Below are 16,950 nucleotides of genomic sequence, written 5' to 3'. Positions count from 1 at the left end.
GTGTCCTTAGGCGCGCGGTTGCGGTAAACTGAAGGTATCATTAGGCCGAATCCGGTCCCTACCACTGTGAGAGGTTAATTATGACAATTCAATCAAGCCTGAACTACCAGCAACAATTCTTCGGGGCGTTCGCCGATGCCTGGACGGCAAAGTCGACGTACCGCCTGTACAAGGGCATCGACGACACGGCCGATAACCTGCGCCTGGCCCTGTCCGAGACGCCGGGCTACATCCTGGCCTACGACAAGCACGCCCAAGTCGAGCTGCACGACTTCCTGCAAAAGGACCTGATCGCCTTTTTTCGCCAGCACGTGCCGTTTTTCGTCGTCGCCGATGACGGCGCCGTCTACTTCGGCGACTGGTACCACCGCCGCCAGTTCGGCCACATCGACGTGATTGCGCGCACCATCACCCAGGCCACGCAGTCTGAGCAGGCCATCCTGCCGCAGCTGCGCGCCTTCGCCGAGGATCCCGACCACTTCCTCGACAACCAGCTGGAGGCCATGCGCCGCGCCACCTACCAGGAGGTCGACACCCTGCACAACCAGCTGGAGGCCGCGACAGCCGAGACCGCGGCGGAGCCGACCCGCACCAGCAACGGCGGCTTCCGCAGCCTGCTGAAGACCTTCATCGATCCGGACGACCCGCAGCCGTCAAGCGCCCCGCAGCACCGCAGTCAAAACGTCGGCGCGGCCGACAAGCTGCGCCTGCGCTTCGACGCGGCCAAGGCCGAGGCCGACGCGGCCTTCGACGCGCACAAGCGCGAGCTCAAGGTGGCCGCGGCCATCACCCGCTACGAGTACCAGGCGGTAATGGCCACCTACAGCTCGGTCGAGCAGTTCGAGAACATTTTGACCAACCTGCAAGTCGACTTCATGCGGGCCCTGGAACTGAAGGAGGAGCAGCAGGATGCTTAACTTGGAAGATCAATCACTGCAAAAACTGATCACCGCGCCGATGAGCGCCAAGGAGGCCCGCCAGGCCGTGACCAAGGCCTACAAGGCGCGGATCAACGCGATGAGAAACGACGCGCTCTGGCAGGCCAACCTGCCGGCGATGGCGGCGACGATTCGCAGCTACACCACCCTGCTGGCCGACAAGCTGCTGGCCGCGCTGCGCGGCGACAAGCACCTGGACAAGGACTTCGCCGCTCGCCTCTGGTACGAGGTCAGCGTGGGCGACGCCGATCGCAGCACCATCACGCTGTACCTGGCCGGCACCAGCAGCAACCAGGAGCTGTTGACCATCGACGGCCCCTTCACCAAGGAAGCCAAGCTGGTCGCCAAGAACCTGCCGACGCTGCTTCAGGTCACGGCCGAGGACCCGACGCTCGATTACACCGACGCCGAGGTCACCGCGCTGATCGCCCTGATCAAGTGCCTGTACACCGCCGACCTGGCCTTCACCAGCATCGACGAAACTGTGCTGCAGCCGGTCGACGGGCTGCACTTCAAGACCCGCTACACCACCGTGCGGACGCTCAACGTCACCAAGACCGTCGCCGACGGCAGCGCCACCTTGACCGTGCCACTGACCAACGCCGCCGTCGCCACCTACCAGGTGCTCGACGACCACAAGCGCGACTGGGCCGACGCCGGCACCGACAGCCAGGACGCCCAGGGCTTCAGCTGGACCACCTCGACTTTGCCGGAGGAGCTGGAGGGCCAAAACCTCAAGCTGGTCGCCCAGGTGCGCACCGGCGAGAACTCGCCGGCCCTGGACGAACTATTCGTCATCGCCAGCGCCAACGCGATTCTGATGCGCCAGGGCCAGCCGGGCGACTACAGCCTGGACCTGCCGAACCACGCGCAGCTCGCCATCAAGGTCGATCCCGACTCCGACGCCCTGACGCTTCGCTACCCGGAGCCGACGCGCCAGCTGATCGAGCTCAACCACACCTACCCGTTCATCGGCGAGTGGCTCAAGGCGATCCTGCCGATGCGCCGCGCCTTCAACTAGCGCCAAGCCAACAAGGAGGCTGGGCCATAAGTCGTACTTAGCCCAGAATACAAGGAGCCTGCCGCGTATTTCCCGAACTTAGGAAATGCGTGACAGGCTCCTTGTATGCGTGGGCGTTGACTTATGGTCCGCGACTACTGTGTAACCTTCGAGCTCAATCCGGCTGACCGACTAATAGCCAGCCCGCTTGTTGTTTCGCCAGCATTTTCCATACAATCAGGGCGACCCACCGCGGCTCTCACGCTTGGGTGACGAAGATTCAGGTGAGTTTTTCTGTAAATGATTGTTTTTTGCGTGAAAAACGGTTACGATTATCGCAACACAAAGGGGGACCGCAACATGGCCAATGAATTTCCACAAGTCTTGACAATTGCAGGCGTCGACAGCGACGGCTCCGCGGGCGGCCAGGCCGACCTGCACAGCTTCTTCATGCGCGGCACGTACGGCGCGCTGATTCTGACCGCCGCGGTGGCCGGCAACTCGTACGGCATCCACGACGCCGCCCTGATGAGCAACGACTTCATCGATCACCAATTCGACGCGCTGGCCGCCGACCTGCAGATTCGCGCCTGCAAGACCGGCATGCTCGCCAACGCGGCGCAGATCTCGGACGTGGCGAAAAACCTCACCAAGTACGACTTCGGGCCGCTGGTGCTCGATCCGGTGATCTCGACCAAGCACGGCAACCTGCTGATGGAAAGCGACGCCTTCGAGACACTCAAGCAGGAGCTGATTCCCTTGGCGACCGTGATCACGCCGAACTTCTACGAGGCGGAGCACCTGACCGGCATGACGCTTGATTCCGACGCCAAGATCATCGCGGCGGCCAAGGCGATTCAGGACATGGGCGCCAAGAATGTGGTACTCAAGGGCCGCCACGACAGCGAGACGCAGACCGAGGTGCGCGATTACGTGCTGCTTCAAAGCGGCCGCGCCTTTTGGCTGACCGGTCCCTACTACGCGACCGACCGCAAGAACGGCACCGGCGACTCGCTGTCTGCCGTCATCACCGCGGAGCTGGGCAAGGGCGTCAGCGTCGAGGACGCGATTCGCATCGCCAAGCGCTTCGTCGACACCGCGATCCGCAACGAAATCGCCGTCGGCCACCAGTTCGGCCCGATCAACCACTGGGCCAACCCGATGGTGCACCCGACCCCGCAGCCGTAACCCGGCAACCACTCGACAGACAAATGCGGACCCCAGCCTTTTTGGCCGGGGTCCGCATTTGTCTTGTCGGTTACTTCGCGCGCCAGGAGTCGACGCACTCGGCGCCCGCCATCACAATCAGCGTCACGCCCAGCACCCGCAGCATCAGCATGACGGTGGAAAACGGGTTGAAGAGCAGGAACACGCCGGCCGCCGCGACAATCACGCCGTACACCACGCCCGGCACCGCCGACACGTTGACGTACTGCTGGCGCGTGCGGGCGCTTGTGATGCGGTTGATGCCGTACAGCACCAGCATCAGCCCGAACAGCACCGGCAGCAGGCTGACCGCCGGCCGCAGCAGCGCCAGTACCAGCAGGGCCGCCACCGCGTACGCCCCGGCGCGGCTCCAGGCCAGCCCGGTCGCTTCGTTGCGCCGCTTGGCCCGCAGCGCGTCCCACGCGGCCGCCGCGGCAAGCGCCAGCAGCCCCAGCACGGTCAGGCCCTTGACCGCCGCGTAGGCACTATACGGCGCGATCACCAGCCAGGCGCCCAGCGCCACGAACACGACGGCGCGCAGCGCGGTGAACCGCCTGAAATTTGTCATGATGGTTTGCATGAATATTCCCCACTTTCGCCTTCCAGCATAACACGGCCCGCGCCGCGCGCCATCGGCCGCTGGGCGGATTACCAGCCGGTGTGATCCCACAGCCGGCCGTCGAGCTCGCCTTCGGCCTGGTCGATGCGCCGGGCCTGAGTCGCCAGAAAGTCCGCCAGCTCGGCGTAAAAGGCCTGAGCGGGGTAGTCGACGGCCTGCGCCGCCAGCTGGTTGGCCTGATCGATCAGCCAGCTCGTCTCGTCGTCATCCAAGCGTCGTCCCCTCCTCCACGGTGTGCAGCGTTGCGGCCAACCCGGCAAGCCGCTCCTGGCGTGCGGTCAGCGCGGTCGCCAGCGTGGCGGCCGCCGGCTGGTCTTGCTGATTCAGCCGCTTCGCCCACCAGGCGGCCTGCTGGGCGATGCTGGCCGGGTCCGCCAGCGTCAGGTACTGCTGGTAGCGCACGAACAGCGCCCGGCGCGCCGCCTCATCCGCGTACGCGAACTGGGCGACGGTCAGCGGCGGCAGCAGCCGCATCCCGAGCTTCGTCGCCAGCGCCTGGTAGGGGCTGAGCAGCGCGTCGAGCGAGACCCCGACGCCGGCCCCGGGGTGAAAGGCCGAAGCGGACTGGCCGAACGTCGCCACCACGCCGAGGCTTTTGCCCGCAAGCGCGGTCCTGGCCGCGGGCTGCGCCAGCGTGGCGGTCAGCCAGTCGGTCAACAGGCCCGGCGCCTGGTACCAGTGCAGCGGAAACTGCAGCACCAGCCGGTCGCAGGCGGCAAGCGTGGCGGCGCCGGTGGTTGCGGGCAGCGGGCGCCACGTCGCGGTCGGCACTTCCGCCGCGGCCGCCTTGAGGAACTGCTGGGTGTCGGAGCCGTCGATATCCGGATGGCCGACGATAATCAACGTCTTCATTCCAGTCGTCCCGCCTTTCCCAGCGCCGCCAGCAGCTTTTTTTGCACCGTCGGCAGCGCGACCTGGTTAAAGTCGGCGACCCAGGTCAGGTCCGAGGCGGCAAAGCCCGTGGTGTCGGCCTCCAGCAGCGTCATCTGCCACTTCTGGTGCGTGAAGGTGTGCGACACCGCCGGGCACGGCGCCGCGGTCAGCGCGAGTTCGTGGCCGGTCTGCGCCGCAAACCAGGACGCGGCGGCCGCCGGCGTCGCCTCCGGCAGCGCCGCGACCGCCACCAGCGGGAACAGCCACAGTCGCGCGAGCATCCCCGAGTCCGGGCGCTGCGCCATCAGCCAGCCTTCGGGGCCGCGGATCGCCAGCGCGTAGTAGTCGATCGGGCGCGGGCGGGCCTTTTTCGTGCGCACCGGAAAGTCCAGCACCGTGCCGCGGCGCAGGCTCTCGTCGAAGGCCGCGACCGGCGAGTGCGCCGCGTCCGGGTCCTTGGCGGTCATGTAGCTGGCGCCGAGGTCCATGATGGCCTGGTTGAAGTCGCCCGGCCGCGCGGGGTCGATCACCCGACGGATCAGTTCGTCGAACACCTGCCGGGTCTTGGGCTTGGTGATGTCGTCCGGCACGCAGAACAGCCGGGCGAAAACGCGAAAGGCGTTGCCGTCGATGGCCGGCTCGACCTGGTTGAAGGCGATGCTGGCGATGGCCCCCGCCGTGTACGGGCCGACGCCGGCAAGCGCGCGCAGCCCTTCGGCCGTCTGCGGCCAGACGCCGTCCGCCGCGGCCACCTGCTGCGCCGCTTTTTGCAGGTTGCGGGCCCGCGAGTAATAGCCCAGCCCCTCCCAGGCCTTCATGACGGCGGCCTCCGGGGCCGCCGCCAGCGCCTGCACGGTCGGGAACTGGGCGATGAAGTTCAGGTAGTAGGGAATCACCGTCTTGACCTGCGTCTGCTGCAGCATGGTCTCCGAAATCAGCACGTGGTAGGGCTCGTGGTCCTGTCGCCACGGCAAATCGCGGCCCGCCTCATCGTACCAGGCGAGCAGCGTGCGGCGAAAGTCCTCGATCTTCGCTTGTGACCAATTCAATGTTGCAACACCTCCGGCCTCCATTATACGAAAGGCCGCGCGGCTTTGCCAGCCGGGTTGGGGCGAGGGGCTGCGGAGTGTGGGGTCGAAACGGGCTGCACTTACTAAACGGGCTCCGTGGGGCGACGCGGGCGCGGCCGGCTACGCCAAAGCCCTCGGGCCAAAGTGCGGCCCAAACGCTTTAGCTAGGCCATCCGACCCGCTAAGAACGCCCCGCTCCGCCCTCTCAAAAAAGCCACCGGCTTCTTCCGGTGGCTCGCTCAGCCTTGGACCACGACGGCCAGGCGGCTTTGCATCGCCCGCTTCAGCGCGCAATCACGCATCGCGCGAACGTGGCTTTGTGCCTCCTTGACGTGGCGCTCGGCGCGCGTCTTTTCGGCCCGCGCGACGGCGTTAATGATGTTCAGGTCACGATCAATCTGCATCGACAGGTTACTCATAGGCCCCTCCTTGTGGTCTCGGCTGCGGTATACCTTAACTGTACCGTGCCGCAGGCTAGCGGGTAAAGGAATTGGCTCACGACACGACGGACTGGTGCACGTGTGGCCGTTTATCAGAACAAAAAAACGGCCACCCCTTACAGGTGGTCGCAACAGACAGTCAGGTTAGTTTTCACTTTCGAGCTTCTCGGCTTCTTTGTCGATTGTAGCAAACCCTGACTCGGTCTTCTTAACTGGGTGCTCAGCGCGCTTCTTTTCAACTTCCTGAATCAGCGCCTTGCGTTCTTGCTTACTGAGTTTTCCTGCCATCATTCTCGCCTCTTATTCCTTGAATTAGAGTTGAGTGTAAGATCGCGCTCTCGACAGTTCTGTTATACCACTTTTCGGCGGCGTTAGCACACTTAATTGCCAATTGCTAAAATTCGCGCCGCCGGCTAGAAGAAATCCAGCGCGATGCCGGCGTCGATCAGCTCGTTCAGGCTCCGCCCGCCGAAAAAGCGGTCGGCCATCATTAACTCAGGGTCGCGGTACTCGCGGATTGCCTCGCCGTACCACAACGTGTAGACAAACCGGCCGCTGGAACCCTCATATTCCATGCCGCATGTTTTCCCGTCGAGGACGAATGTGAATCCAGCGCCCGCTTCGGTCACCTTCGCCAGCACAAGGTCTCTCGTCATTCCGACGCCTCCACAACGCGGCAATTAGCCGCCAGATTGCCTTGTCGTCGACTCACTCCGCGTGCCGCTCCCGGATGTGGCTCTCGCCGCTGCCGGTCGGCACAACCTGGAGCTGGTCGGGAATGCTGACCTGCAGCGCCTCGACGTGGCTGATGATGCCGATCATGCGCGACTGACCCTCCAGGCTTTCCAGCGCCTGCATCGCCGTGGTCAGGCTCGCCGAATCCAGCGAGCCGAAGCCCTCGTCGATGAACAGCGCGTCGATGGTGACGCCGCCGGCCACCTGGGAGATCACCTCGCCTAGGGCCAGCGCGAGGCTGAGCGCCGCGACGAAGCTCTCGCCGCCGGACAGCGTGTGCACGGAGCGCAGCTGGCCGATCTGATCGTCGTAGATGTCGATCTCAAGCCCCGAGTCGCTCTGGTAGCTGCCCGGGTCGGTGTGCAGCGCGAACTGGTAACGGCCGGCGGTCAGGTTCGCCAGCCGGGTGCTCCCGACCTTCAGCACGCGGTCGAGGTAGGCCCGCAGCACGTAGCGCTCCAGGCTGAGCCGCTGCGGGTTGTTGCCGTTGACCACCGCCGCGAGGCTGGCCAAAACGGTGGCGGAGTCGATGGCCTCACGGTTCTTGGCGTACCCGGCCGCGATCTCCGCTTCCAGCTCGCGGTTTTGCGCCAGCACCTGGGCGGCCTGAGCCTGCACCGTCTGCGCCGCCGCCTGCGCCTGGGCGCTTGCGTCGCGCGCCAGCGTCAGCGCGGCGAGGTCCGGCGCCTCCTTGGTGCCGATGGCGCCTTCCGCCTGCTTCAAAAGCGCCGTCTGGGCGGCCTGCCGCTGCTTGGCGTCGTCGAGCTGCGCCTGCAGCCCGGCGATGTCGCCGGCGGCCGCGGCCAGCGCCGCAAAGGTGGCCGGCGCACCGTCGCCGAGCTTGGCGGTCAGCACCGCCGCAAAGGCCGCCTGGTCCCGGCGCAGTGCGGTCGTCTGATCGGCCACCTGCTGGGTCTGGGCCGCGATGGTGGCGGCGAGCGTCGTCGCGGCCGCCTGCGCGTGCTCGCGCGCGGCCGTGGCGTCACGCACCGCCTTTTGGTAGGCCTCATGCTTGGCGGTCAGCTGCGCGCTCTGCGCCTTCAGCGCCTCGAGCGTCGGAGCGTCCGCCGGCAGCTTGGCCGCCATGCCGCTGGCCACCCCGGCGGCCTGCGCCGCCGCCGTGGCCGCGGTCTGCGCGGTGGCCTGCCGCGTGGCCAGGGTCGTGACCGCGGTGTCCGCCGCCTGCTGGGCGGCGGTCAGCTGCTCGCCCAGGGCGGCGCGCTGCTTTTCCTCGGCGGTGACGGCCTTGCGGGTCGTCGCCACGGCGTCCTGCGCGGCGGCAATCACATCCGGCACCGGGCGGTCGGCCGCGCCCTGCAGCGCCTGAGTCAGCGCCGCCTGCGCGGTCTGGGCCTCTGCCAGCTGACGGGCCAGCTCGGCTGCGGCACTCTGGGCCGTGGCCGCGGCCTGCGCGGTCGCCAGCCGCTCCGAATCGGCCGCCGCCACGGCCGCATCGGCCACCGGCGCCACCGCGATGGTCGCGGGGTGCGGGTGCTCCAGGCTGCCGCAGACCGGGCACGGGGCGTCCGGGCTGAGCTTGGCGGCCAGCGCCGCGATCTGCTGGCTGAGCTGGCGGTCGTGCAGGTCCTGGTAGGCTTGGGCGGCCGCATCCGCCGCGGCCTGGGCGGCGGTCAGCGCCGTCTGGGCAGCGGTCTGCTGCTTGGCCAGCGCGGCCAGATGCTTGGCGCCGGTCTGCCACTGGCGGTACTGCGGCAACAGCCCGGCCAGCGCCGTCTCCGCCTCGTGCAGCGCCGCGGCGTGGTCGGTCACCTGGGCCTGCGCCTCTTGGGTGGCCACCACCGCGGCCGCCGCGCTTCGCTGCGCCGCCTCGGCCTTCTCGACGGCCGCTTTGGCATCCGCCGCCCGCTTGCCCGCGGTCGCGGCCTTGGCCTGGGCGTCCGCCGCCTGGGCAAGCTGGGGTTCCAGCTGCGCCAGGGTCTGCGCCTTGGCCACGTCGGCCGCATCGGCCGCGGCCCGGGCGGTCAGGGCCGCCTGGGCTTCCTCAGCCTTAGCCAGGGCCGCCTGCACGTCCGGCAGCTCGCCGTGCAGCCCGTCGAGGGTCGCCTGGTGCGCCACCACCGCCGCGGCCTGCTTGTCAAGCTGGCGCTGCTGCGGGGCAAGCGTCTGCGCCCACTGCAGCAGCGCGAGACGCGTTGCGGCCGCCGCGCGGGCCGGCGCTTCCTGCTCGAGGGCGGCCAGTGCGGCCTGCGCCGAGGCCCGGTTGGCAAAGGCCTCGGCCAGCCGCGAGCCGGCCTCCAGGGCACTGGCGGCCTTCTGCGACTTGTGCGTGGCCGCGGCCAGCGCGGCGTCGGCCGCCTGCGCCGCCTTGTCCAGGACCGCGACGCCGGCCTTCATCGCGGCCATTTTGTCGGGAAGCGAGGCCTCCGCCGCCGGGGCCGCGTCGGGGTACGCGAAGCGCGAGGCCAGCGTGGCCAGGCGCTCGGACTCCTTGCCCACCGCGGCGTTGGCGTCCTTGGCGGATTGGCGCAGCGCCTCCTCCCAGCGCTCGTACAGGCCGGTGCCGAACAGGTTGCGCAGCAGCGCCTCCTTGTCGTTGCTGGAGGCGTCGAGGAACTGGCGGAACTTGCCCTGCGGCAGCAGCACCATCTGGCGGAACTGGTTGGCGTCCAGGTGCAGCATGGCCTCGATGCGCGGCTTGATGTCGCGCTGCTTGGTCCACTGGTTGCGCTCGGTTGCCCCGTCGTACTCGGTCAGGCACATGCTGCCCGGACTCTTGGTGGTGCCGGTGCCGCGCTTTTTGGCCAGCACCTGATCGGGCTGGCGCCAGATCTCGTAGCGCCGCCCGCCGTGGGAAAAGGCCAGGGTGACGCGCGTCGCCGCCTCGGGAGTCGCGAAGGCCGCGCGCATCTCGGCGCCGCTGCGGTCGTCGCCGGCCGTGGTGCCGTAGAGCGCAAAGACCAGCGCGTCGAAGATCGTGGTCTTCCCGCTGCCCGTTTTGCCGCTGATCAAAAAGACCGGCGTCTCGGCAAAGTGCGTGAAGTCCACCCGCTCGTCGCGGTAAGGCCCGAAGTTTTGGATGTGAAGCTGCTCAAGCTGCATCAGTTGCCCTCCTTCTTGGCGCCGTCCAGCGCAGTGCGGGCGAACGCCAGCTGCGCGTCGTCCAGCTCGGTGTCCGTCACCTGCCGGAAAAACTCGGCAAGCAGCGGCAGCGGCCCGAGCGTCGGGTCCGCCGCGGCCGCGCGGTTCAGCTGCACGGCCTGCTCGCGGTCAAGCCCCGTGATGCGGGGGAAAACCTCGCGCAGCGCGGTCATCACGTTGGGAATCACGGCCGCGTCCGTCAAGGTGACGGCGGTGTAGGCATCGCGGTCGAAGCGTTCTCCCGCGTCCGGTGCGGTCAGGGCGGCGAAGGCGTCGGTCAGGTGCTGGAACTCGTGCAGCGGCTTCAGCGGCACGAAGCGGCGCGCCATCGTGGCGGTGTCCAGGATGTAGACCCCCTTCTCCTGGGCAATCTCGGAGGTCGAGAACTTCAGCAGCGAGCCCGCGTACTGCACGCCCGCCACGTGCGTCAGGGCGTTGCGGTTGTGCAGGTGGCCGAGCCCGACGTAATCGAACGCGGCCAGGTCGGCGACGTCCACGGCGTCCAGGCCGCCGACCGCGACCTTGGTCTCCGAGTCCGTCTGCGTGCTGTTGGCCGCGAAAAAGTGGGCGAACAGCACGTGCTTTTTGGCCGAATCGAACCGCGTCTGCAGTTCGGCGCTCACGCGGTGCATCGCCAGGCTGATGTTGGTCAGGCTGTCATCGTGGAAGTACTGGCGCGCCGCGACCGGCTCAAAGTACGGCAGCAGGAAGAACTGGACGTCGCCCATCTCGACGGGCGTGAAGGCCTCCGCCAGCTCGGTGTTGAGGTGCAGCCCAGTCGCTGAGAACCACTGGCGCCCCGTGCCCAGCCGCACCGCCGAGTCGTGGTTGCCGGAGATGACCAAAAGCGGGTAGTGCAGCTCGCGGTTCAGCCGGTACAGCATCCGGTTGACCTGCGACACCGCGTCCTCGTTGGCCAGCGCCCGGTCGTACAGGTCGCCGGCGATCGCTATCGCGTCCACCTGCTCGCGCTGGGCGCAGGCCACCAGCTGGTCAAAAACGTAATCCTGATCCGCCGTCAGGTCAAAGCCCGCCAGTCGTTTGCCGATGTGCCAATCGGCCGTGTGCAGAATTTTCATCGCGTTCCTCCATCAGTAAGTCAATCTGCTCTAATCCAAACACTCGTTCAGGTTCCTGTCAACTCCCGTATCTGCTACACTGGGTCTATCTGATTCGGAAAGGACCTTACCATGACAACTCTGATTTTTGACATCGACGGCACCCTGATCGACTCCGTGTCGATGTACCTGCTCGGCCTCCAGGAGACCATGCGCCGCTACGACCGCGAGTACGCCATCGAAGACCTGCGCTTCTCCAATGGCATCCCGTCCTCCGACACCGCCGCGCGCTTGGGCTTCACCGGGGCCGCCGCCGACGCGATGGTCGCCCAGTGGACCGCGGACTCACAGACCCACGCCGGTGACGTCAAGTGGATCCCGGGCCTGGAAAAAGTGATGGGTGAGCTGGTCGCGCGCGGCACCGCCATGGGCGTGGTCACCTCCAAGGACACCAAGCAGTACGCGGTCGACGAGGCGCGGTTTGGCTTCGACCGCTTCTTCCAGACCGCGGTGCGCGCCCACGACGCCAAGCGCAACAAGCCCTTCGGCGACCCAATCGAGCTGGCGATGCAGCGGCTGAACGTGACTCGCGACACCACCGTCTACGTCGGCGACACTGCCACCGACGCCCAGGCCGCCGTCGCAGCCGGCGTGCCGTTCGCGCTGTGCACCTGGACCACCCAGGACCTGGCCGAGCCGGTCGCCCACTACCTCAAGACCCCGGCGGACCTGCTGATGCTGTAGGTCCAGCCGCCGAATCGGCGTCTCGCCTGGCGAGGCGCCTTTTTTGCGCCGCCGGCCAGCACGACTGGCAGGCCACCCGACCCGCTAAGTTCGCGCGTCTCCGCCCTCTCATCGTCGGGCTCCGAACCGCAACGCGGGAGCGGCTAGCTACGCCAAGGCACTCGGGGCAAAGTACGCCCCAAATGCCTTGGCTAGGCTACCCGTCCCGCTAAGCCCGCGGTTCTCCGCCCTGGTTCTCGTCGGGCTCCGCGCGGCATCGGCCACTCGTCTAGCTAAGGCAAGGCACTGGGCCAAAGGACGCGGCCCACCGCCTTGCCTTACGCTAGCCGGTGGCCTAAGTGCGCCGCGCTCCGCCCTAGGTCACAAAAAAGGCCCTGCCCGTTGTGGCAGTGCCTTCGTGGTGTGGATGATGATCTGCGTCGGGCGCTACTCCCCCGAATCGCGACCGGCGCAATACTTGCGGTTGGGCAAGTACTGCGTCATTCTACCACGCACCCCGGACACATGTTGTCCGGGCGTGCACGCAATCAGTAGATCTTGGCGACCTGCGCCTGCGCGACCTCGTGGGCCATGAACTCGTCGTAGGTCGTGTCCGCGCGGTCGACGACGCCCTTTGGCCCGACCTCGATCACGTGGTTGGCGATGGTCTGGATGAACTGGTGATCGTGGCTGGTGAAAATGATGGCGCCCGGGAAGTCGATCAGCGCGTCGTTCAGGCTGGTGATCGACTCCAGGTCCAGGTGGTTGGTCGGGTCGTCCATCAACAGGACGTTGGCCTTGCTCAGCATCATTTTGGCCAGGTAGGAGCGCACCTTCTCGCCCCCGGACAGGACCGTGACCTTCTTCAGCGGCTCGTCACCGCGGAACAGCATCTGGCCCAGGAAGCCGCGCAGGAAGGTGTTGTCGGACTCCTCCTTGCTGGCGAACTGGCGCAGCCACTCCAGGATGTCGAAGCGCTCGTCGGAGAACTCCGGCGTGAGGTCCTTGGGCATGTAGGCGCGGCTGGTGGTGACGCCCCAGGTGACCGTGCCGGTGTCCGGCTCGATCGCGCCGGCGATGATCTGCATCAGGTAGCTGGTCGTGACGTCGGAGCGCGAGATGAACGCGGTCTTGTCGCCGGGGCGCAGGATGAAGGACACGTTGTCCAGGATCTTCTCGCCCTCGACGGTCAGCGACACGTTTTCCACCCGCAGCAGGTCGTTGCCCAGCTCGCGCTCGGGCACGAACTTGATGAACGGGTACTTGCGGGTGCTCGGCTTGATGTCGTCCAGCGTAATCTTCTCCAGCTGCTTCTTGCGGGAGGTCGCCTGCTTGGACTTGGACGCGTTGGCAGAAAAGCGCGCGACGAATTCCTGCAGCTGCTTAATCTGCTCTTCCTTCTTCGCGTTGGCGTTGGCGCGCAGCTGCTGGGCGAGCTTGGACGACTCCATCCAAAAGTCGTAGTTGCCGACGAACAGCTGGATCTTGCCGAAGTCGACGTCGCACATCATCGTGCACACGGCGTTCAGGAAGTGCCGGTCGTGTGAGACCACCAGGACGGTGTTCTCGTAGTCGGCCAGGAAGTCCTCGAGCCAGGCGATGGTCTGCGGGTCAAGCCCGTTGGTCGGCTCGTCCAACAGCAGGACGTCCGGCTTGCCGAACAGCGCCTGCGCCAGGAGCACCTTCACCTTTTCGCCTTCCGGCAGCTCCGCCATCAAAGACTGGTGCTGGCTTTCGGGAATGCCGACGGACTGCAAAAGCTGGCTGGCGTCGGCCTCGGCGTTCCAGCCGTCCATCTCCGCGAACTCGCCCTCGAGCTCGGCGGCGCGCATGCCCTTGGCCTCGTCGAAGTCCGGATCGGCGTACAGCGCGTCTTTTTCCGTCATCACCTCATACAGGCGGGTGAAGCCCTGAAGCACGGTGTTCATGACGGTCTGGTCGTCGTACGCGAAGTGGTCCTGCTTGAGGCTGCTCATCCGCTCGTGCGGGTCGAGCGAGACGGAGCCGGTGGTCGGCGCAAGCTTGCCTTCCAGAATTTTCAGGAACGTGGACTTGCCCGCCCCGTTGGCCCCGATGATGCCGTAGCAGTTGCCCGGCGTGAACTTCAGGTTGACGTCCGAGTACAGCGTGCGGTCGGTGAAGGTCATGGACACGTTATTCACAGTAAGCAAAGGTGATTTTTCCTCCTTGATTGGGTACGCATATTGGCCCAATCGTATCAGAAAAACGGCCGCCGGGCAATATATAGGTAGAAGTTTCCCCGCCGACGCCGGTCACGGCCGCGATGCGGGCACCCCGCCCGGGCCCGGGCCCACGCAAAAGGCCGCCCGGTCTGCAGGTTGCCCTGCAAGCCGAACGGCCCCTTGTGATTAATTGTGCCACTCGCTTTTGAGCCGCGACCACTCGTTGACGTCGTGGAAGCCGTCCGCCAGCCGCTCGCCCTCGCGTAGCGTGCCGTCCAGGTGAAAGCCCGCCTTGGATGCCACGGCGTTGCTGGCCGGATTGTCCACCGCCGCGCGGATGATCACGCGGTTGCGCCCGTACTCCGTGAAGGCCAAATCGCACATGGCCGCAACCGCGCGGTGCATGATGCCCTTGCCGCGGAAGGGCTCGCCCAGCCAGTAGCCGAGGTCCGTGGCCGCGCCCGCGTCGTCGAAGCCGTTGAAGCTGATGGTGCCGGCCGGCGCGCCCCGGTAGTAGATCACCAGGTTGACCGACTTGCCCTGGCCAAAGTGCGCCAGCGTCATCGTCAAAAAGGCCTGCTCCCCCGCCGCGTCCTTGGTGTCCGCGGCCCAGGGCAGAAAGCGGGCGATCGCCGCCCGGTCCGCGTCGATCAGCGCGTAAAGCTTCGGGGCATCGAGGACAGGCCGCGGCAGCGCCAGCGCCAGCTCGTCGTCAATTGGGTACATGAACATCGCACTCACTCCTTTGATGTTTTCAGTCTATCCCTTTCCCTGCCGGCGAACAAGCCGTCCTACTTTGCCAGGCAATGTACCTAGCCGCATTGCGGGCCACGGCACACAAAGACGCGCCAAACCCGGCCCGGGGTGTCCCCAAACCGGATTCGGCGCGATTGAATTAGCTTCAGTTGGCTCTGCGCGTGGTGCAGTGCACGGCCTGTTGCTGCAGGACCTCCCGGAACCGCCCGGGGCAATGCTGGTATGTGTGCAGCCGGTGCGTGCGCCGCGCGTCTAGGGAAGCCGTTGCTACCTCTTAGAGTTGGCCGCCCCGTGTTTCGACGCGCGGATGGTGATCCTTATCCCCTTTGGATTCCCGCCGACACGGCCAAGCGTGTTTCACTATCATATGCATACAATGGCCTGGTCAGGGCACTGGTCTGGGTTGGCTACTAGAGGCGCTTGCCGCCGGATCGTTCGCCGGAGCCGCGGGTGGAACCGGCAACGCGTTTGCCGCCCCACGACTCGGATGTCCATCTATTGTGTATCGTACCCGCGGTAAAATATGCCGTCAACTTTTAAGCTCGGTTGCGGAGAATCGTGTGTTGGCCGGGCTTTGAAATCTGAAAAACGATTACCAATTGGAGCAAGTTCGCTTCAGCTGACCGCCTGACCACTGACGTGCAACAACCAGCACAGCCGAATGACGCCAACCACTTTGAAGTGCGCCACCGGCCGGGCCGGAGCCCGGCCCAAGCATCGGCGCTACGCTATGCGTCCCGCTAAGTGCGCCTGGCTCCGCCCTGGAAAAATCAGTCTCAAGGACTACTTCATCTGCAGGAGTAGTCGTGGTATCATTACCACGACAGACGAAGTAGTGAGGTGAGCGCATGATATCAAGCGACGGCATTCGCGGCTACAACGACGCGATCATCCTAGCCGTGCTGCAGGGCGGCGATTCCTACGGCTACAAGATTGCCCAGCGCATCGCCCAGCGCACCGATGGCGCCTACGAGATTCACGAGACCACGCTGTACTCGGCCTTCACGCGGCTGGTCAAGGCCGGCTACATCGCGGCCTACCCTGGCGAGATCTCGTACGGCCGCCCGCGCACCTACTACCACCTGACCGAGGCGGGGGCCGCCTACCTGACGGCCAAAAAGGCGGAGTGGGTGCAGGTTCAGGCGGTTGTCAGCCACTTTTTAGCGGAGGAGCAGTGACATGGAGACATTGAAGACTTACCTTGACGGCCTGTTCGCATCGGTGCCGATGACGGCCAAGACCAAGAAGGCCAAGCAGGACCTGCTGGACCTGATGACCGACCACTACCATTCGGAGCTGGCCAAGGGCAAAACCCAGGCGGAGGCAATCGGGCTGGTGATCGGCGAGTTCGGCGACGTGGACGAGCTGCTCGACGCGCTGGAGGTTGATTCGGCGAGCGGGAAGCGCCGCGCGACCGGCCAGTCCGCTCGGCCGCTGGTGACGCCGGACGAGGCCGAGGGGTTTTGGGCCGGCACCGAGCGCTTCGCCCAGCTGCTGGGGCTTGGCATCGCGCTGATCATCGGCGGCCTCGGTCTGACGGTGCTGGCCTCAAATACGGGCGACGCGCTGCCGGCGCTGGTGTTCCTTGCCACCACCGGCGCCGGGATTGCGCTGATCATCGCCGCCAGCCTCGGCTACCGCACGGTGTCTCGCGCGATGCGCAAACGCGCGGTCACGGCCGAGACCCACGCGCTGGCGGATGAGCGGGCGACCGCGTACAACCGCCCGCGCACCGTCGGCCTGATCGGCGGCATCGGGATGTTTTTCATCGCGCTGTTCCTGCCGATCATCAGCAACTACGGCACCGTCACCGGCAACGATGCCGGCGCGGCGTTCCTGATGTTCGTGGCGGCCGGGGTGTACTTCATCGTCTACACCAGCATCATTGCCGGCGGCTTCGGCCGGCTGGCGCGGGCCACGGTGACCACGGCGACCGAACCCGATGCTGGCAACGACGCCACTGAGGATGCGGACGACTGGGACGAGGACTGGGACGACACGACCGCGGCCAAGCAGGCCCGTCAGGCCAGTCCCAGCGGCCCGCGCGCGCGTCCGGCGCAGTCGGACCGCCTCGCGCGGATCCGCCAGTTCTACTGGCCGGTGCTGACGACGGTGTTCCTGTTCTTCGGCTTCGTCGTCGAGGCCTGGACCCCCGCCATCTTCATCCTGATTGTCGGTGGCCTGTTCGAAAAGCCGATCTTCGGTAAGCACAAGTAACGCGTGACACGGCGCCCAATTGCCAAGGGGCGC

The 16,950-nt window shown here is 66.2% G+C and carries 17 protein-coding genes; 6 read left to right on the top strand and 11 right to left on the bottom strand.

What is annotated here, in order from left to right; all coding sequences use genetic code 11:
- Positions 1-80: 80 nt before the first annotated feature.
- The 3 genes from LE416_RS01720 to thiD all read left to right on the top strand — a co-directional run bounded on the left by LE416_RS01720 (position 81) and on the right by thiD (position 3,126).
- Positions 81-917 carry an SbcC family exonuclease gene (locus LE416_RS01720; RefSeq protein WP_225046771.1) on the top strand — a complete coding sequence of 279 codons (837 nt, stop codon included), beginning with the start codon at positions 81-83 and terminating at the stop codon, positions 915-917.
- Positions 910-1,959, top strand: a complete 1,050-nt coding sequence (locus tag LE416_RS01715; protein ID WP_225046770.1) for a hypothetical protein — start codon at positions 910-912, stop codon at positions 1,957-1,959. Before LE416_RS01720 ends, LE416_RS01715 begins: the two co-directional genes overlap by 8 nt.
- A 339-nt stretch (positions 1,960-2,298) precedes the next feature.
- Positions 2,299-3,126 carry a bifunctional hydroxymethylpyrimidine kinase/phosphomethylpyrimidine kinase gene (thiD, locus tag LE416_RS01710; protein WP_225046769.1) on the top strand — a complete coding sequence of 276 codons (828 nt, stop codon included), beginning with the start codon at positions 2,299-2,301 and terminating at the stop codon, positions 3,124-3,126.
- Positions 3,127-3,196: 70 nt separating this feature from the next.
- Here the strand turns inward: thiD and LE416_RS01705 are convergent, their stop codons facing one another.
- The 9 genes from LE416_RS01705 to LE416_RS01665 form a co-directional block, all read right to left on the bottom strand.
- A complete protein-coding gene (locus LE416_RS01705; protein ID WP_225046768.1) occupies positions 3,197-3,724 on the bottom strand; it encodes a DUF308 domain-containing protein in 528 nt (175 codons plus the stop codon).
- Between the two features lie 68 nt (positions 3,725-3,792).
- Positions 3,793-3,975 (bottom strand): hypothetical protein, encoded by a 183-nt coding sequence (locus LE416_RS01700; RefSeq protein ID WP_225046767.1) that lies wholly within the window; start codon positions 3,973-3,975, stop codon positions 3,793-3,795.
- Positions 3,968-4,615, bottom strand: a complete 648-nt coding sequence (locus LE416_RS01695; protein ID WP_225046766.1) for an NAD(P)H-dependent oxidoreductase — start codon at positions 4,613-4,615, stop codon at positions 3,968-3,970. The genes LE416_RS01700 and LE416_RS01695 overlap by 8 nt, the downstream gene beginning before the upstream one ends.
- Positions 4,612-5,709 carry an A/G-specific adenine glycosylase gene (gene mutY / locus LE416_RS01690; protein ID WP_225046765.1) on the bottom strand — a complete coding sequence of 366 codons (1,098 nt, stop codon included), beginning with the start codon at positions 5,707-5,709 and terminating at the stop codon, positions 4,612-4,614. Before mutY ends, LE416_RS01695 begins: the two co-directional genes overlap by 4 nt.
- Before the next feature lie 236 nt (positions 5,710-5,945).
- Entirely contained in the window at positions 5,946-6,125 is a 180-nt protein-coding gene (locus LE416_RS01685; protein WP_225046764.1) for a hypothetical protein, read from the bottom strand.
- Positions 6,126-6,290: 165 nt separating this feature from the next.
- Positions 6,291-6,437, bottom strand: a complete 147-nt coding sequence (locus tag LE416_RS01680; RefSeq protein ID WP_225047856.1) for a hypothetical protein — start codon at positions 6,435-6,437, stop codon at positions 6,291-6,293.
- A gap of 122 nt (positions 6,438-6,559) precedes the next feature.
- Positions 6,560-6,802 (bottom strand): hypothetical protein, encoded by a 243-nt coding sequence (locus LE416_RS01675; protein WP_225046763.1) that lies wholly within the window; start codon positions 6,800-6,802, stop codon positions 6,560-6,562.
- Positions 6,803-6,854: 52 nt separating this feature from the next.
- Positions 6,855-9,941, bottom strand: coding sequence for an AAA family ATPase (locus tag LE416_RS01670; RefSeq protein ID WP_225046762.1), 3,087 nt, complete (start codon positions 9,939-9,941; stop codon positions 6,855-6,857).
- Positions 9,941-11,059, bottom strand: a complete 1,119-nt coding sequence (locus LE416_RS01665; RefSeq protein ID WP_225046761.1) for an exonuclease SbcCD subunit D — start codon at positions 11,057-11,059, stop codon at positions 9,941-9,943. Before LE416_RS01665 ends, LE416_RS01670 begins: the two co-directional genes overlap by 1 nt.
- 111 nt (positions 11,060-11,170) lie before the next feature.
- Between LE416_RS01665 and LE416_RS01660 the strand changes: the two genes are divergently transcribed.
- A complete protein-coding gene (locus LE416_RS01660; RefSeq protein WP_225046760.1) occupies positions 11,171-11,782 on the top strand; it encodes an HAD family hydrolase in 612 nt (203 codons plus the stop codon).
- 527 nt (positions 11,783-12,309) lie between these two features.
- Here the strand turns inward: LE416_RS01660 and LE416_RS01655 are convergent.
- Positions 12,310-13,932 (bottom strand): ABC-F family ATP-binding cassette domain-containing protein, encoded by a 1,623-nt coding sequence (locus tag LE416_RS01655; RefSeq protein WP_225046759.1) that lies wholly within the window; start codon positions 13,930-13,932, stop codon positions 12,310-12,312.
- A 198-nt stretch (positions 13,933-14,130) separates the two neighbouring features.
- Entirely contained in the window at positions 14,131-14,676 is a 546-nt protein-coding gene (locus LE416_RS01650; RefSeq protein WP_225046758.1) for a GNAT family N-acetyltransferase, read from the bottom strand.
- A gap of 872 nt (positions 14,677-15,548) precedes the next feature.
- On the opposite strand from LE416_RS01650, the gene LE416_RS01645 reads away from it, so the two are divergent.
- Positions 15,549-15,878 carry a PadR family transcriptional regulator gene (locus LE416_RS01645; RefSeq protein ID WP_225046757.1) on the top strand — a complete coding sequence of 110 codons (330 nt, stop codon included), beginning with the start codon at positions 15,549-15,551 and terminating at the stop codon, positions 15,876-15,878.
- 1 nt (position 15,879) lies between these two features.
- On the top strand, positions 15,880-16,917 hold the full coding sequence (locus LE416_RS01640; RefSeq protein ID WP_225046756.1) for a hypothetical protein: 1,038 nt from the start codon (positions 15,880-15,882) through the stop codon (positions 16,915-16,917).
- Positions 16,918-16,950 lie beyond the last annotated feature (33 nt).

The sequence above is a fragment of the Lacticaseibacillus kribbianus genome (assembly GCF_020180945.1).
GTDB classification, from domain to species: domain Bacteria; phylum Bacillota; class Bacilli; order Lactobacillales; family Lactobacillaceae; genus Lacticaseibacillus; species Lacticaseibacillus kribbianus.
This window is presented reverse-complemented; position numbering and strand designations above follow the sequence as displayed.

Excerpts from the sequence above, each read along its gene's own strand:
- LE416_RS01680 (WP_225047856.1), bottom strand. The coding sequence starts at position 6,437 with ATGATGGCAGGAAAACTCAGTAAGCAAGAACGCAAGGCGCTGATTCAG.
- mutY (WP_225046765.1), bottom strand. The coding sequence starts at position 5,709 with ATGGAGGCCGGAGGTGTTGCAACATTGAATTGGTCACAAGCGAAGATC.
- LE416_RS01695 (WP_225046766.1), bottom strand. The coding sequence starts at position 4,615 with ATGAAGACGTTGATTATCGTCGGCCATCCGGATATCGACGGCTCCGAC.
- LE416_RS01720 (WP_225046771.1), top strand. The coding sequence starts at position 81 with ATGACAATTCAATCAAGCCTGAACTACCAGCAACAATTCTTCGGGGCG.
- LE416_RS01650 (WP_225046758.1), bottom strand. The coding sequence starts at position 14,676 with ATGTTCATGTACCCAATTGACGACGAGCTGGCGCTGGCGCTGCCGCGG.
- LE416_RS01670 (WP_225046762.1), bottom strand. The coding sequence starts at position 9,941 with ATGCAGCTTGAGCAGCTTCACATCCAAAACTTCGGGCCTTACCGCGAC.
- thiD (WP_225046769.1), top strand. The coding sequence starts at position 2,299 with ATGGCCAATGAATTTCCACAAGTCTTGACAATTGCAGGCGTCGACAGC.
- LE416_RS01705 (WP_225046768.1), bottom strand. The coding sequence starts at position 3,724 with ATGCAAACCATCATGACAAATTTCAGGCGGTTCACCGCGCTGCGCGCC.
- LE416_RS01645 (WP_225046757.1), top strand. The coding sequence starts at position 15,549 with ATGATATCAAGCGACGGCATTCGCGGCTACAACGACGCGATCATCCTA.
- LE416_RS01715 (WP_225046770.1), top strand. The coding sequence starts at position 910 with ATGCTTAACTTGGAAGATCAATCACTGCAAAAACTGATCACCGCGCCG.
- LE416_RS01665 (WP_225046761.1), bottom strand. The coding sequence starts at position 11,059 with ATGAAAATTCTGCACACGGCCGATTGGCACATCGGCAAACGACTGGCG.
- LE416_RS01660 (WP_225046760.1), top strand. The coding sequence starts at position 11,171 with ATGACAACTCTGATTTTTGACATCGACGGCACCCTGATCGACTCCGTG.
- LE416_RS01685 (WP_225046764.1), bottom strand. The coding sequence starts at position 6,125 with ATGAGTAACCTGTCGATGCAGATTGATCGTGACCTGAACATCATTAAC.
- LE416_RS01640 (WP_225046756.1), top strand. The coding sequence starts at position 15,880 with ATGGAGACATTGAAGACTTACCTTGACGGCCTGTTCGCATCGGTGCCG.
- LE416_RS01675 (WP_225046763.1), bottom strand. The coding sequence starts at position 6,802 with ATGACGAGAGACCTTGTGCTGGCGAAGGTGACCGAAGCGGGCGCTGGA.